This is a genomic window from Streptomyces sp. NPDC030183, from assembly GCF_055573455.1.
Genome location: NZ_JBVIBK010000028.1, coordinates 64247 through 79878, shown reverse-complemented (window position 1 = coordinate 79878; position 15632 = coordinate 64247). Strand labels below are relative to the sequence as shown.

The window sequence follows — 15632 nt, the reverse complement described above, 5'->3', positions numbered from 1 at the left end:
CGATGTGATGTGGGTCATGGCGTGGACGGCAGTGCTCCCGGCCAGGGTCCCGGCGCCGGTACGTCCGTCTCCTCCGTCACCTCGGTGTCGAACAGCTTGAACCCGCGCCGCTGGTAGTTCGCCATCGCGTGCTCGCCGTCCCTGCTGCACGTGTGCAGCCACACCCGCTTGGTCGGCGGCAGCGCCGGCCACCGCGCGGCGAGGTCCCAGGCCCGGGCCGTGCCGTACGACAGGAGGTGCCCGCCGATGCGCCGGCCCCGGAAGGCCGGGATCAGCCCGAAGTACACGATCTCCACGGCCCCGCCGTCCTGCGGCTCCAACTCCACGTACCCGGCGGGCGTGCCCCGGTCGTAGGCGACCCAGGTCTCCACACCCGGCCGCCGCAGGTGCTCCTGCCACTGGGCGTACGACCACGACAGCCGGTCGATCCACAGGATGTCGCCGCCGACGGACGCGTACAGGAAGCGGCTGAACTCGGGGGAGGGCACCTCGGCGCGGACGATACGGACGTCGTCGCCCTCGGGGGCGGCGGCGGGCAGGAGGTCGCCCGGGGACGTCTGCTCCAGGGACCAGGTGGTGACGGTGCTGCGGCTGCTCATACGGCCAGGGAATCACGCGCGTCGGTCCGCGACCAAGGCCGGACCCACCACCGGTCGGCGAGGCCCGGCGGCTGCCGCGGGTCATGACGTCGTCGCCGATGGGTCCGGTGCGGCCGGCGGGACGGGGGCGGTGGCGGTGGCGGATGGTCCGGTGCGGACGACGGCCTGGTCCCCCCGGGGACCGAACAGGTGCAGGATCTCCACGGTGCCCGAGTCCGCCGGGCCGAACCAGTGGGGCTCGGTGGTGTCGAACTCGGCCACCTCGCCGGGCCGCAGCGTGAACTCCCGCGCCCCGAGGATGACGTGGAGCCGGCCGGCGAGGACGTAGAGCCATTCGTAGCCCTCGTGGGTGACCAGTTCCGGCGGGCGGGGTGCCAGCACCTGCTTGAACACCTGCACACGGCCCGGGTACTGGGTCAGGGGCACGAGGACACTGCCGCGCCCCTTGCTCAGGGGCCGGAGGTGCACCCGGGGGTCACCGCTGGCCGGCGCCGCCACCAACTGGTCGAGAGTGACGCGGTGCGCCTGGGCCAGCGGGATGAGCAGGTCCAGCGTCGGACGCCGCCTGCCCGATTCCACCCGGGACAGCGTGCTGACGGAGATCCCGGTCGTGGCCGCGAGCGCCTCGAGGGTGAGCCCACGGTCCCGGCGCAACCGGCGCAGCCGGGGCCCGATGCCGTCGAGGATCTGCTCCAGCCGGGCGCCACCGGATCCAGTGCTGTTCATGGCCCCAGTTTTGCAGTGTTCGCAAAAACGCTGGGCCGTGGCCGCCGCCCCGGCCGAGCCTTGCCGGACATCGTCCCCTGGACCCCGGAGGTAGCACGTGACCGCGACGACAGACCTGGCCCGACCCGTGCTCAGCGGGCGCGGACGCTGGACGGTGCTGGCCGTCTGCTGTCTGAGCATGTTCCTGGTGGGCCTCGACACCACCATCGTCAACGTGGGTCTGCCGGCCATCGGGCGCGGCCTGGGCGCCGACACCCGCGGTCTCGCATGGATCGTGGACGCCTACACCCTCGTCCTGGCCAGTCTGCTGATCTCCTCCGGCGCGCTGGCGGACCGCTTCGGACGCCGCCGGGTCTTCCAGTGCGGACTGGCCGTGTTCGGCGCGGCCTCACTGCTCTGCGCGCTCGCCCCGTCGGCCGGCGTCCTCGTCGCGGCCCGCGCCCTGCAGGGCGTCGGCGCCTCGATGCTCAGCCCCGTGGCCCTGGCGATCGTGGTGAACGCGATGCCGGACCCGAGGGAACGGGCGCGGGCGATCGGCGTCTGGGCGGCGGTGTTCGGGCTGAGCATGGCCGCCGGACCGGTGACGGGCGGAGCGCTGCTCGCGGGCCTCGACTGGCGTGCGCTGTTCTGGATCAACGCCCCCGTGGTCGTGGCGGCCCTGCTGCTCAGCGCGCTGTTCGTGCCGGAGTCCCGGGCACCGCGGGCCCGGCGGCTCGATCTGCCCGGCCAGGTCCTGCTCACCGTGGTCCTCGCCGTCGTGGTCGGCGTGCTGATCGAAGGGCCGCGCGTCGGCTGGACGTCGCCGGCGGCGCTGGCGGGATACGCGTGCGGCGCCGTGGCGACAGCGGCCTTCGTGCGGGTCGAGTCCCGCCGCCGTGAGCCGCTCATGGATCCGCGGCTCTTCGGACGCCCGGTCTTCAGCGGCGCGGTCGTGGGCGCGGTGGCGGTCTTCGTCGCCCTGAGCACGACGCTGCTGCTGAACACCCTCTACCTCCAGCACACGCGGGGATGGACGCCGCTGGCCGCCGGCGTCGCGACCCTGCCCCTGGCCGTCGGGGCGACCGTCTGCGCCCCCTGGTCCGGCCGAATGGTCGGCCGCACGGGCCCTCGGCTGCCGCTGCTCCTGGCGGGGGGCTTCATCACGGCCGGCGGGCTCTGCCTGGTCGGGCTCACCCCGCGGACGAGCGTGCTCCTGCTGCTGGCCGCGTACGCGCTCGTCGGCATCGGGTTCGGTTTCGCCAACGCCCCGATCACCACCACCGCCGTCAACGGGCTGCCGGCCGACCGCGCAGGGGTGGCCGGGGCGATCACCTCCACCGCGCGGCAACTCGGTTCCGCCGTCGGTATCGCTCTCGCCGGCGGCCTGGTCGCGCACGCCGACCCGGCGGAGCTCGCGCACGCCTCCCGCCCGGGCTGGATCCTGGTCGCCGCCTGCGGCGCGCTGCTCCTCCTCGTCGCCCGCACGTCACGACCGAGGGAGGCCGCCCCGAACCCCGCCGCCCGTACGGACAGGCCCTAGTCCAGGGCGCGGTCGACGTCCGACAGCTTCACCGCGTACAGCACGCGCTCGGGGACGGGATCGGTGAGCGTCCACAGCTCGCCGGTCTCGGGGGAGTAGGAGAGCGACCCGCCGTGCAGCCCCCAGCAGGCGTACGACTGGTGCTCCGAGGTGCCGTTGGTACAGGTGGCGGCACGCGCCCGGTCCTCGTCCTGCCGCCACACCGTGCCGTGCCGCCCCGGTTTCGCGGCGGCCTGGCCGACGTACCAGGCGCCGTCGTGGGAGAGGACGCCCCGGACGCGCGTGGCCTTCGTCTCGTACGCCTCGTCGGGCTCGACCTCGCCCCGCCGTCCGGTGGTGCCGAGGAGTCCGGCCCGGTCGGAGACGGTGTCGAGGTCGTACCGCCACACGCGGGCCGCCGTCCCGCTGCTCGCGGCGAACGACTCGTTCACGACGACGCTGGGCGGTGTCGACGTCCGGTCGAGCGAGAGGGAGGCGAGGCAGGGCACCCCGTCGTTGCCGCGGGTGTCGCAGGCGTCGCCCGAGGCCGGGCTGTAGGAGGCGACCGCGGGCAGCACATACCGGTAGTGGTGGGCGGAGAAGCCCCGGTCGACCTTGCCGATCGCGTCGCTGTCGGTGACGTCGGCGCGCAGGAAGCGGTCGAGGTCGAAGACGAAGAGGGAGTCGTCGCGGTAGCCGCTGTTCTGCGGGTTCCGGGCGGTGACGATCAGCTTGTTCTCGTACCAGGCCATGCCGCCGAGCCGGGAGCGCACCGCCTTCAGCCCCTTGCCGTCGGCCTGCGGCACGACGAGCAGCACCCAGCGGTACTTCAGGTCCGCCGGGTCGCTCGCGTCGACGAAGGCGACCCGGGCGAGCCCCTCCTCGCCGGCCGCCGTACCGGCGTGGGTCCAGCCGGAGACGATGACCTTGTTGTCGCGGGACGTGGCGACCGACCGGGGCCGCCATCTGTCGTCGACCGCGTCCGGGGACTCCCAGCAGTACGCGCGCGCGGCCGTCGGCGCGACCGGCAGGACGCCCTTCTCGGTGACGAAGCAGTCGCCCTCGTCCCGCATCCGGTGGTTGGCGCCGCGCAGCACCTCGTCGACGCCGACCCGGCCGCCCATCTCACCGGTGAGGGTCTCCAGCGCGGTCCGGTCGGTCAGGTGCTCCTTGAGCCGGAGTTCACGCAGCTCGGCGGCCGAGGCGACCGACGACAGCCCGCCCGGTGTCTTCCCGCCCGCGGCCTGGGAAGTGCTGATCAGCGTGGCCGCCGCCGTGAGCGCCAGCGCGGTCCCCGCGAGGGAAGCGCGCAGCGCACGCCCCCTTCTGCGCCGACGGTGCCTACCGCGATGCTTCATCACAACCTCCCGACGGCCAACTGCCTCCTGCGAGCGGGACCTTGACGGAGGGACAGGTGGGGTGGCCTGGAAGGGATGCTACGGCAGTGGGACAGGAGTCACGCCGAGGACGCGGGAAATACAGGGAGATCCCTCACCTTGGGGCCATGATCCGTTCACCGGGCGGGGGTTGCGGAAGGTGTGACGCGGTCGCGGGGTGGCCGGATCAGGGGGCGGCGCGGGGGATGAGGGGGAGGGCGGCGCGGATGACTTCAGCGGGGTCGTCGACGGACACGCCGAGCTGGGACAGCCATGTGTACGCCTGGCCGACCTCGATGCCCATGCTCTGCGCCCGGCGGATCAGGAACTGGAAGCTCACATGGTCCTCCGCGTTCATGAGGTAGTCCTCGTCGTCCGCGAGGAGCCGCTGTGCCGCCGTGAAGGACAAACCCTCCGGCAGGTCGGGGCACGAGGGCTCGACACCCAGTTCGGCGAGTCTGGCCGCGATCTCCTTGGGCTGCCTGAGCAGGCGGCGCGCGGCGCCGATGATGTGCGCGAAGGGCATGCGGTCGTCCGTGGTCACGCCGGTCCAGGAGAGCGCGCCCATGTCCTTGAACAGTTCCTTGTCGAGCGCGGTCATGCGTCGCGGCGGGCGCAGCGGCACGGGGATGCCGTACGCGCGCAGGCGGTCCACCACACGCCGGAGAGACATCCCCGACCTCGCGACCGCGCCGAACACCTGGCCGTAGGGGATCGCGCGACCGGGCCTGATGGGGACGGGCGGCACGTCGTCATCGCTGTACGGCGTCAGGACGTCCACGTCTCCCGGCTCGACCACCTCGGGGAACGGGGCGGGCAGGGTGAAACCGAGACGGGCGTACCTGTCCATCGCCTCGGCCGTGCCGACCTTCCACTTCTGGGAGGCCACGAGAATGTGCTCGGGAGGGACCGGTTCGGACTGCCGCAGCCAGGGCTCCTCCGCGTCCAGGTCCTCGCTCAGCAGCATCAGGAAGTCCTCGGTCGGCTCCACGGGAAGCCCTGTGGGGTCCGCGTGGAGCCCGCACCGGACGAGACGCTCGCAAAGGTCGGGTACGTCGAGGTGGAGAGCCATCGCGGTGTCGAGCAACTGCGCCGGGTGGACTGTCGCCGCCGGAGTGAACCACCCCTGGGTGTCCCCGCTCAGATAGACGAGCAGTGCGTCGTCCTCCTCCGCCGCGATGGCGGTCGCCCACAGGGCGGTCGGTATCTCGACACCGGAGCGGCGCGCCTCGACGGCCAGCGCTTCGACGGTCGTGTCCTTCTCCACAGCCTCCCGGATCAGGCTCTGCACGGTGACGGGCGTGGACGTCCCGATGCCTTGCCGGCGCGGCACACGCGACGTCCGCAGGGCTTCGGCGGCGCGCCGCGCGTCCCGCGGGCGGGTGTTCGTCTCCGGAAACCCCTCGGGCACCACCTCATGGTGGAGGTTCAGGCGAACCGCCCGCAGAGCCGTCTCACGAGGAGATCTGGACAGTGCCGCCGCGGCGTCGACCAGCTTCGTCGTCACGTCACCGATGTCGGTGTGCGGCCTCAGTTGGAGTCTCAGCAGGGCGTGGTCGGACGGGACGGCCGGGAGCACGGGGCCCACGGCGTCGAGTTCCGGGCAGAGTTCGGTGAGTTCCTGTAGCGGAACGGCGGGCCGGATGGCCAGGAGCCGCCACAGGTAGATGTGATCGGGGACAGCGAATGTCTCCGACAGCAGACTGTTGTACGGCAGGCCGTAGTGTCTGTCGGGAAACAGCATGCGGCGGTCGGTCGGCAGACAACCGGCCCGACCGGCGTCGAACTGCTCGGTGAGGATCTTGAGCACGAGGCCCGCATCGATGTACGCGGCCGCGACGATGTCCGCCAGGGGCAGGCTCCCCTCCGCCACCGTGCACAGCCACGAGAAGTCGGCCAACTTCGAGCCGCTCGACGCCAGATGTCCCACCGCTTGCCGCAGCAGAGCGCGCACCGGGGCCCGTAGATCGTCGAGCACCTGCGACCGGTCGGCCGACAGGCGTTGCGGCGAGAACTCGCCCGACAGGTTGACGACCACACCCGTCAGCCCGGGGGCCTTGGAGGACAGCACGTCACCGCGCACGGCGGGCTGGACGACCAGACCGTCCACCAGAAGGCCACCGCCCCGTCGGCACCAGATCACCTGGGCTCCCTCTGGCGCGTCCGGCCATACCACCAGGTCTCCGTAGGCGCCCAGACCGAACCGTTCCCCGTCGGGCTGTTCGCGGGTGAGCAGCTGCCCCGCCGGCCACACCACCACTTCCTCGTGCCGCGCCTCCGTGGGGAACTCGGCGATGGCCAGCATGCGGCGCAGCACCTGCGTGCAGGACCACTCCCCGGTCGTCGACTCGGACTCCTCTTCCCCGTCCCGCAGATAGAGCCGCACGGTCGTTCCGGGTTCGGCCCCCTCGTCCGCGACCGGGACGATCCGGAAGAGATGCCCCGGCCCGAAGACGGACACCTCCAGGACCGGCCCGGGCGTCCCGTCGGGCCGCATCCGGCACGTCGTCACCCGGATCTCGTCCGCCAGCATGAAGTAACTCAGGACGCCGATGCCGAAGCGGCTGTTGGGGTGGAGCCTCACCGGTGGATCGAGGCGCGCCCACAGCGCCTGCTCCTCCTTGAAGTCCGGCTGTTCGGCGAAGCGCGCCCCGGCGTTGGAGAACACCCCGCGCAGCTCCGCCTCGCCCATGCCGATGCCGTTGTCGCGGCACTCCACGTACTCGCGGCCGTCGTCGTCGATGTCCTGCTCGAAGCGGATGCGGCCCTCGTAGCGGTACGAGGCGGCCGGATGCGTGCGGTCCAGGTACTCGGTGCGCGCACGACGGTAGCGGCACGCGTCGAGGGCGTTCTGGTACAGCTCCCGCACCGCGAGATCGCGGTCCTTGTAGAGCTGGACCCCCATCAGGAGGTCCCGGACGCGACGCTCGTCGAGGCGGAAGCTCGCCCAGCCCATGAAGGCGCCGCCCGACGGGCACACCCCGTCCGAGGACAGGCGGCTGGGCAGCGCGGGCATGGGCTGGTTCACCCGATCCCGCACCGTCCGGCTCACCGCGTGCAGCAGCTCGTCGGCTCGTGCCACATAGGCACGCAGGCCCTCGATCACCGCCTCGTGGCCGCATTCCGCCCGCAGGACGGGCAACTGAGCCGACCCGCCCCAGCTCGACCCCTCCAGCGAGGACCGCAGTTCATCGAGGTCGACCGCGTGCGGGATGCCCAGGTGCTCGGCCACGACGTCGGGCAACGCGGTCATCTCGACGGAGACGGTGTAGGCCAACGCCGCCAACAGCACCAGCCGCTGGTCCCGTACCCGCTGGTGGCCGGGGCCCCGCAGGCGGTCGTCGGCGGGGAGCCCGTCCAGGTATTCCGGATTGCAGACGTCCGGGCCCCGGCGCAGGCCGTGCAGCAGACGGCTGACCCGGCCCGGGTCCAGCGCCTCGCCCAGGGCCGCGGCCGGTTCGCCCAGCGCCTTCAGCAGGTCGGCCACCGGGTCGCCGCCCGTGGACTTCTCGTACGCGTCGTACCGCACCAGCCACCGGTGGTACAGCCACCATCCGATCGCCGCCTCCGATTCCCGCCGCAGCAGGGCCCTTTGCACGAGCAGACCGTGGTCCTCGGCGAATGCCTCGAACGCGGAGCGGTCCGAACCGCGGGGCGCCCCCAGCGGCTCCAGCGTCCACGGCCGTACGGCGTCCAGCCGTCCTGCCGCCGACCGCAGGGCCTGCACCCGGTACAGCAAGGGCGTCAGCACCAGCAACGACGCCTCGGCGGGGTAGAGGTCCAGACGATCCCCGTCGTCCGGTTCCCCGAGCAGCCACTCCACGCGTTCGGCGAAGCGGGTCGCGAACCGCGGCTCCTGCCAAGGGTCCTCGGCGAGTCGCTGCTCCGCCTCGTCGCGGAGGACGGCCAGCCGCGCGGCCACCGACGCGGTCGACTCCCGGTGGGGTGCGACGTCCCGGTGGGGTGAGACGTGGTCCCACACACTCGACGCTCGGACCCGCCGCACCCATGCGTCCTCGTCGGCCGTCGCAGGCGCCGACGTTCCCTGCTGCACGACGACCTGTCCGATGGACCGGGCCTGGATGACCGGCCCGCCCACCGTCCCGCCGCTCACCACATTGCCGCCGCCGGGCCCCTGTCGCATCACCGCGTGCCGCTCCTGTCCTCCACCTCGCCTGGAGTCCAGCCTAAGAGTGTCAGCGGTGCTCCGACGGTCCCTCCTTCCACCCCCGGCCGCCCGGCGCACCCGCCCGCGCCCGTACCACCCCCGGCGCCACCGAATGCGGCAGCAGGTCCAGGGGGTTGTCCGGGAGGAGCACCTCGACGTCCGTGTGCTCGGTGAAGCGGTACGGCCTGTGGTCGAGGTAGGCGCCCAGGTAGCGGCGTACGCGGGACATCTCCGCGCGGACGGTGACCGTGCGGGCGGGGTCGCCGAACATGTCGTCGGCGAGGGCGGAGGCGCTGCGGCCGCCGCGGTGGAGGGCGAGGAGGTAGAGGAGTTCGGCGTGACGGGGGCTCAACTCATGGGTCCAGGAACCCGCGGAGCCGGAGACGGTGACGGTCCAGCGGCGCGGGTGGGAGACGTCGAGGCAGATACGGGCGGCCGTCGGGGCCGGCGCCGGGTCCGCGGTGGGCCGTATCAGCCAGCCGGCGGAGAGCGGCTCGACCGTGCACAGCCCCAGGGCGGGCAGCCAGCAGCGGCCGGGGGAGAGGGACTTGGGCAGCGCGAGGCGGTTGGTGTACGGCATGCCCGTGACGGCGGCCGTCCAGCCGTCCCGGTCCACGGCGACGGCCGGGCCGCCGATCCGGGCCAGCACCGGGGCCGCCACCGCCCGCAGTTGCTCCAGTGAGGCGAGGTGGAGGTCGCGCAGCCGGGACTGGGCCAGCTTGGCGACCGCGTCGACCAGCGCCAGCGTCGCGGGGTGCAGGGTCTCCAGGGGACCGCTGATGTCGACCGAGCCGAGGAGCCGGCCGTCGCGCGGGTCGGTGATGGGGGCGCCGGTGCAGGTCCATGAGTGCAGGGCCCGCACGAAGTGCTCGGACGAGAACACCTGTACGGGGCGGCGCGACACCAGGGGCGTGCCCACCCCGTTCGTTCCGACGGTCTCCTCGCGCCAGTCCGCGCCGATCCCGAGGCCCTGCCCGTCGGCCTTGCGGAGCACCGCCGTACTGCCCTCCCGCCACAGCACCCGGGCGTCCGCGTCCGCGACCATCATGATGTGCTGCGCGGTGTCCGCCAGGGACAGCAACCCCTCGCGCAGCACCGGCAGCACATGCCGCAGCGGCGAGGTCTGGCGGCGGCGCTCCACCTCGTCACGGCTCAGCAGATCGGTCCGGAAGTCGTGGTCGGGGTCCACGCCGCCGCGGAGCATACGGGCCCACGACTCCCCGATGACCTGACGGGGGGCCCGTTCGGGAGGCAGTCCGGCGAGGGCGGAGGCACGGACCTCGCCGAGCACCCGTGCCGCCCGGGCGGCGTCCGTGGCGGTGAGCCGCGTGACTTCCATCGGCGAGTGCGGCACTCGTTCCTCCCCGGCAGGGCCGCCACCCCGGCGGGAGCGCCGAGGGAATCCGGGCCTGCGCGACCGGCGTTGACTACGGGCTTCATAGTCTGCCGCTCTTCGGCCACGGAGGGGCTCACTCCGGCCACACAGCGCGGACGAGTTGCAACCCCCTGCAACTCTGGCGGACGGCCCGGGCCTGCTTGAAACTTGTTCAACGCCGCCCGGTGCGGCGCGTGTGCTCCGCTCACAGGGGCCCGAACGCGGGGGTGGTGCCGTGTCGGCGCAGCACCACCTCCGCGCCACCCGAAGAGGTGGCCCGCTCCTCGCCCCGCCCGGCACGGGCTCAACCCACCGGCCGGGCCCGCTCCACCACCGAGGCCAGGTCCAGCGTGTGCGGCAGGGTGCCGAAGGCCGAGCCCCAGTCGCCGCCCAGCCGGGACGCGCAGAACGCGTCCGCGACCGCCGGCGGCGCGTGCTGGACCAACAGGGCGCCCTGGAGAACGAGGGCGAGGCGCTCCACGAGGCGGCGGGCACGGGCCTCGATGCCGTCGAGGTCGGCGAGTTCGGTCAGCAGGTCCTTGATCGCCCCGTCGAGCCGGTGGTCGGCGCCACGGGCGCGGCCCACTTCCCTCAAGTACGCGTCGAGCGCCCGGGGTTCCCGCCGCAGGGCCCGCAGCACGTCCAGTGCCTGGACGTTCCCGGCGCCCTCCCAGATCGAGTTGAGAGGGGACTCCCGCAGCAGCCGGGGCATACCCGACTCCTCGACGTAGCCGTTGCCGCCGAGGCACTCCGCGGCCTCCGCGACCGTGGCCGTGCAGCGCTTGGTCACCCAGTACTTGGCGGCCGGCACCGCCAGCCGCAACAGCGCGCGCTCGCCCTCGTCGGCGTCCGGCCCCTCCGCCGCGTCGTACGCCGCCGCCAGGCGCAGCGCCAGCGTCGTCGCCGCCTCCGACTCCAGCGCCAGATCCGCGAGGACGTTCCGCATCAGCGGCTTGTCGGTCAACCTCCCGCCGAACGCCTCCCGGTACGAGGAGTGGTGGACCGCCTGCGCCACCGCCTGCCGCATCAGCGAGGCCGCGCCCAGCGCGCAGTCCAGCCGGGTGACGGACACCATCTCGATGATCGTGCGCACACCCCGGCCCTCGTCACCGACCCGGCGTGCCCACGTCCCGTCGAACTCGACCTCGCCGGAGGCGTTCGAGCGGTTGCCCAGCTTGTCCTTCAGCCGCTGGATGCGGAACACGTTGCGGGTGCCGTCCGCCAGCACCCGCGGCACCAGGAAGCAGGTCAGTCCGCCCGGCGCCTGGGCCAGCACCAGGAACGCGTCGGACATCGGCGCCGAGCAGAACCACTTGTGGCCCCGCAGCTCGTACGTCCCGTCCTCGGCGAGCGGCTGGGCCTCGGTCGTGTTGGCGCGTACGTCGCTGCCGCCCTGCTTCTCCGTCATGCCCATCCCGAAGAGCACACCGGCCTTCCGGTCGGCGGGCCGCAGGTCCCAGTCGTAGATCGTGGACGTCAGCCGGGGCTCCCACTCGGCGGCCAGCGCCGGGTCCGCGCGCAGGGCCGGCACCGCCGCGTGCGTCATCGACAGCGGGCAGCCGTTGCCGGCCTCGACCTGGGTCCAGACGACGAAGGCGGCGGCCCGCCGGACATGCCCGGCGGGCCGTGCCCAGGCGGCCGTCAGCCCCGCCGAGACGCCCTTGCCGAGCAGCCGGTGCCAGGACGGGTGGAACTCGACCTCGTCGATCCGGTTGCCGTAGCGGTCGTGGGTGCGCAGCTTCGGAGGATTCTCGTTGGCGAGCCTGCCCCACTCCTGGACCTGCTCCGACCCGGCCGTACGGCCGAGCCCCGACAGTTCACCGCGGACCTCGTCGAGCAGGTCCGGGGCCACATGCCGCTCGACGGCCTCGGTCAGGACCCGGTCGGCGGCGAAGACGTCATAGCCCACCAGGGGCGGAACCTGATTGGTCACTTCGTGCGTGGCTGCCATGCCAGGAAACCTACCCCCCGGTACGGCGACGGTCACCCGCATCCGGGGGAAGGTGTCCCGCTCAGACCACCGGCGCCGCCAGTTCCCCTGTGCCCAGCTCCCCCGGTCCCAGTGCGCCGGTGCCCAGCTCCCCGGTGCCGAGTTCGCCGGTGCCCAGGAAGGACTCGCCGTACTGCTCCAGGGGCCAGCCCGGGTGGTAGATCGTGTCCAGGTAGCGCTCACCCAGGTCCGGGGCGATGGCCACCGCCGTGAGGTCGGGGGAGCCGTCCCGGTCCAGCCAGTCGACGGCTCCGCTGACGACCGTGCCGGTGGAACCCCCGAAGAGGAAGCCGCGCCGCGCCAGGCGGTGGCAGGCCCGTACGGTGTCGGCCTCCTCCACCCGGACCACGTCGTCCACGCAGGACGCGTCGAGCAGCGGCGGCGGCACGCTCGTGCCGAGGCCGGGGATCAGCCGCGGCGGCCCGGCGCCCCGCCGAACGCGACCGAGCCCACGCTGTCCACGGCCACGATCCGCACCCGGCGCCGCCGCTCCCAGAACCACTGGGCGCAGCCCATCAGCGTCCCCGAGGTGCCGACCCCCACGAACAGCACGTCGAGCCGCGGGAACTGCCGGGCGATGGCGGGCGCGGCGGGCAGCAGGGTCTTGACCACCCAGAACCGCAGGTAGGCAGGGCCCCACACGGGGAACTCCGCCGGTTTCCACCGCCCGATCAGCAGCCACTTCGCGGCCACCGGCAGCGCGCACAGCGCGAGGAGGCCGGGCCCGCCGAAGACGGCCGACCGCAGATAGACCTCGACGACCCCGGAGCCGTCCGCCACCCATGTGTACCCGCGCACGGAGCCGAGGGCGGCCGCCAGGCAGTACCCGGCGAAGACCATCAGCTGGAGCGCCCCGCACAGCACGTACCGGGGTGTGCTGCCCGGCGCGGTCGCCTCGGGCGGCGGCGCGGGAGCGGCGGCGGGCGGCTCGGGGGCCTCGGCCAGCGCGGCGGCGAGCGCGCGGACGCCGGGGTGGCCGTAGACGTCCCGGTGCGGCCCACGCGGAACCGGCCGCGGCCCGCGGCACCGGAAGGTGAGGCCGGGACGCCCAGACGGATACCTTTGGGGCGTGCAGTCAGCAAGTCAGTCACCCCCCCGACCCGAGGGCCCGCACGGGCGCCTCCACCGCGCGCGTGCCCTCTACCGGAACGTCTCCAAGCGCAGGACCGCCTGGCTGCTCCTCAAGGACACCGTCAACTCGTGCATCGAGTACCGCATCCTCGGCCTCGCCGCGGAGGCGGCGTTCTTCACCCTGCTCTCCGTGCCGCCGCTGCTGCTCAGCATGATCGGCCTCCTCGGCTACGTCGACGACTGGACCGGCGCCGACACCATCGCCAGCCTGGAGCTCAACCTGCTGGAGGCCTCCCGCACCGTCCTGTCCGACAAGGGTGTCCGGGAGATCGCGCAGCCCATCCTGGACGACGTGATGAAGGGCGGCCGCCCCGACGTCATCTCCATAGGCTTCCTGATCGCCCTGTGGTCGGGCTCCCGCGCGGTGAACGTCTTCATCGACACCATCACCGTCATGTACGGCCTCGACGGCGTCCGCGGCATCGTCAAGACCCGTCTGATGGCGTTCCTGCTGTTCATCGTGGCCCTGCTCATCGGCTCCGTCGCGCTGCCGCTGATGGTCGCGGGCCCCGACGCGGTGGTGCGGATCGTGCCGTGGTCGACCACCGTCGTCCAGGTCCTCTACTGGCCCGTCGTGATCGTCCTGTCGATCGTCTTCCTCACGACGCTCTACCACGTGTCGGTGCCGGTGCGCTCCCCGTGGGTGGAGGACGTGCCCGGCTCCCTCGTCGCCCTCGGCATGTGGGTCCTCGGCAGCTTCCTGCTGCGCATCTACCTCGCCGCCACGGTCGAGGGGGCGACGATCTACGGCTCCCTCGCCGCCGCCGTCGCCGTTCTGCTGTGGATCGGGGTGAGCGCCTTCGCGGTGCTGGTCGGCGCGGCCGTCAACGCCGCCATCGACCGGGTCTGGCCGGCCGCCGCCACCGCCGCCGCCCGCGCCGCCAACGAGCGCCTGCGCGAGGAGCAGGCCGCCGAGTACGTCGCCCGCGCGGCCGCCGCCCGCTCCCACGACCCGGAGGACCCCGACATGCCCTCCGAGTTCCCCGAGCGCTGGTCGCGCTTCCTGCCCCCGGAGGACGTCACCTCGCGCCTGCGGTCACCCGCGAAGAAGGGCGACGAGTAGGGCCCCCGACCGGGCATGCGGCGCCTCCTGGCCCGCCCGCCCCGGGGGCTCGGCGCTCACCCGCACATCCCGGGGGCCGGCGCTCACCCGGCGGGGCGAGGCCGGCGCGGCAGGTCGGCGGGCGGCTCCTCGACAGGTCGTCCGTGACGAACGCGGCCCGGAGGCCGTCCCCGGCCGGCTCCGCGACCCGCTGGTCGTCGCCGCGCTCCGGGCCTGGTGCGCCACCCGTGAGGCACCCCGCCTGGTACCGGGCCGTGTCGGACCCGGTGGAGAGGGCGGGCGCGCGACCGCCGCGCGACGACTTGGCGCACCCCTGGACGGTGGCGGCGCACCCCTGGACGGTGGCGGCGCCCGCCGCGAAGGCGGGCGTGTCCCGGGCGGCGCCCGCCCGGCGGTCCCACGGGCTGGGGCCACGGCCCGGGGCCACCGGGGAAGCCCGCTGGAGCAGCGGGGGCGCGCCCAGGACCGCCGGTGACCGACGGCGTAGCCTTTTCCCGTGTATGCGGAACGGACGTCCCGGCTGGGCGGGGCCGTCGTGTGGACGAACAGTCCCGGTCCGGACGATCCCGGCCCGGGGCGGGTCCTTCCCGACGGCTGTATGGATCTCCTCTGGAACGACGGACGGCTGCTGGTCGCCGGGCCCGACACTCGCGCCCACACCGTCGAGGGCGCCGTCGGCGGCTGGGCCGGGGTCCGCTTCCGGCCGGGCACCGCGCCCGCCTTCCTGGGCGTGCCCGCGCGGGAACTGCGGGACCGCCGCGTGGCCTTGGACGACCTCTGGCCGGCGGCGCTCGTCCGCGGGCTCACCGCCCGGGTGAACGCGGCCGGCGATCCCGCGAACGGCCTCGAAGAGGTGGTCCTGGAGCGGGCGGCCGGGATCGACCGGCCCGACCCGCTGCTGGGGCGGGTGGTCGCCGCACTGGAGGCCGGACGGCCGGTGGCGGCCACCGCCGACGAACTCGGGCTCGGGGCACGGCAGTTGCACCGCCGCTCCCTCGCCGCGTTCGGGTACGGGCCGAAGACGCTGGCCCGCGTGCTGCGGTTGCAGCGGGCGCTCGCGCTGGCCCGCGCCGGGGTGCCGTACGCCGAGACCGCGACCCGGACCGGCTACGCCGACCAGGCCCATCTGGCGCGGGACGTCAAGGAGTTGGCAGGACTTCCACTCGGCCGGCTGCTCGGCGGACGGTGACAGGGCATAGGGCGCGCGCCCCGCCGGTGACCGGCCGCGCACGCCACCGCGGCTCCCGCTACCCGGCCGACGGCAGCGGCGCGAACAGGTCGACGCCGTTGCCGTCCGGGTCCAGGACCACGGCGTACCGCTGGCCCCACACCGCGTCCCACGGCTTGTGCGCGCCCCGGTGGCCGGCGGCGACCAGCTCGTCGTACACCGCGTCGACCTCGGCCGGGCTCTCGCACAGCAGGGCCAGCCCGGCGCCGCCGCCCGTGCCCCGCCGCCAACCGGGGTCGAAGGACCGCACGGTCTCCTCGGTGTCCAGCATCAGCCGCAGCCCGCCGGGCAGGGCCGCCTCGGCGTGCGGCTGGTCCTCGGAGCCCTCGGGGAAGTCGAAGCCGAGACGGCGGTAGAAGGTGACGGAGGCGGCCATGTCCGAGGCCACCATCCCGATCGCGTCGAGTCGTGGAGTCATACGCCGACCGTAGGCCCGCCGCGGGCGGCCGGTCTTGAAGGAATCGGACACGGGCGGGGC

10 protein-coding genes and 1 pseudogene are annotated in these 15632 nt (G+C 73.6%); 3 read left to right on the top strand and 8 right to left on the bottom strand.

Going from position 1 to position 15632, the window contains the following annotated elements; genetic code table 11:
- Nucleotides 1-14: 14 nt before the first annotated feature.
- Both ACZ4Z2_RS29860 and ACZ4Z2_RS29855 read right to left on the bottom strand, forming a co-directional pair.
- On the bottom strand, nucleotides 15-599 hold the full coding sequence (locus tag ACZ4Z2_RS29860) for a GNAT family N-acetyltransferase (RefSeq protein WP_468080184.1): 585 nt from the start codon (nucleotides 597-599) through the stop codon (nucleotides 15-17).
- 81 nt (nucleotides 600-680) lie between these two features.
- Complete coding sequence (locus tag ACZ4Z2_RS29855; protein WP_468080183.1) at nucleotides 681-1325, bottom strand: XRE family transcriptional regulator; 645 nt, start codon at nucleotides 1323-1325, stop codon at nucleotides 681-683.
- Between the two features lie 178 nt (nucleotides 1326-1503).
- Here ACZ4Z2_RS29855 and ACZ4Z2_RS29850 point away from each other — a divergent pair, with 178 nt between their 5' ends.
- Nucleotides 1504-2844, top strand: coding sequence for an MFS transporter (locus ACZ4Z2_RS29850; protein ID WP_468080258.1), 1341 nt, complete (start codon nucleotides 1504-1506; stop codon nucleotides 2842-2844).
- On the opposite strand, the gene ACZ4Z2_RS29845 is transcribed toward ACZ4Z2_RS29850, so the two are convergent.
- The 5 genes and pseudogenes from ACZ4Z2_RS29845 to ACZ4Z2_RS29825 form a co-directional block, all read right to left on the bottom strand.
- Nucleotides 2841-4181, bottom strand: coding sequence for a hypothetical protein (locus tag ACZ4Z2_RS29845; RefSeq protein ID WP_468080182.1), 1341 nt, complete (start codon nucleotides 4179-4181; stop codon nucleotides 2841-2843). The genes ACZ4Z2_RS29850 and ACZ4Z2_RS29845 overlap by 4 nt on opposite strands.
- Before the next feature lie 205 nt (nucleotides 4182-4386).
- On the bottom strand, nucleotides 4387-8343 hold the full coding sequence (locus ACZ4Z2_RS29840) for a wHTH domain-containing protein (protein WP_468080256.1): 3957 nt from the start codon (nucleotides 8341-8343) through the stop codon (nucleotides 4387-4389).
- Between the two features lie 52 nt (nucleotides 8344-8395).
- A complete protein-coding gene (locus tag ACZ4Z2_RS29835) occupies nucleotides 8396-9706 on the bottom strand; it encodes a helix-turn-helix domain-containing protein (protein ID WP_468080180.1) in 1311 nt (436 codons plus the stop codon).
- 340 nt (nucleotides 9707-10046) lie between these two features.
- A complete protein-coding gene (locus ACZ4Z2_RS29830) occupies nucleotides 10047-11693 on the bottom strand; it encodes an acyl-CoA dehydrogenase family protein (protein WP_468080178.1) in 1647 nt (548 codons plus the stop codon).
- A gap of 61 nt (nucleotides 11694-11754) precedes the next feature.
- Nucleotides 11755-12320, bottom strand: a pseudogene (locus ACZ4Z2_RS29825) (pyridoxal-phosphate dependent enzyme); the annotation flags it as partial.
- 481 nt (nucleotides 12321-12801) lie between these two features.
- On the opposite strand from ACZ4Z2_RS29825, the gene ACZ4Z2_RS29820 reads away from it, so the two are divergent.
- Together ACZ4Z2_RS29820 and ACZ4Z2_RS29815 are read left to right on the top strand one after the other, a co-directional pair.
- Complete coding sequence (locus tag ACZ4Z2_RS29820; RefSeq protein WP_468080177.1) at nucleotides 12802-13926, top strand: YihY/virulence factor BrkB family protein; 1125 nt, start codon at nucleotides 12802-12804, stop codon at nucleotides 13924-13926.
- Between the two features lie 496 nt (nucleotides 13927-14422).
- Complete coding sequence (locus ACZ4Z2_RS29815) at nucleotides 14423-15115, top strand: DUF6597 domain-containing transcriptional factor (RefSeq protein ID WP_468080176.1); 693 nt, start codon at nucleotides 14423-14425, stop codon at nucleotides 15113-15115.
- Nucleotides 15116-15173: 58 nt separating this feature from the next.
- Here ACZ4Z2_RS29815 and ACZ4Z2_RS29810 read toward each other — a convergent pair whose 3' ends face one another.
- A complete protein-coding gene (locus ACZ4Z2_RS29810) occupies nucleotides 15174-15572 on the bottom strand; it encodes a VOC family protein (RefSeq protein ID WP_468080174.1) in 399 nt (132 codons plus the stop codon).
- Between the last annotated feature and the right edge of the window lie 60 nt (nucleotides 15573-15632).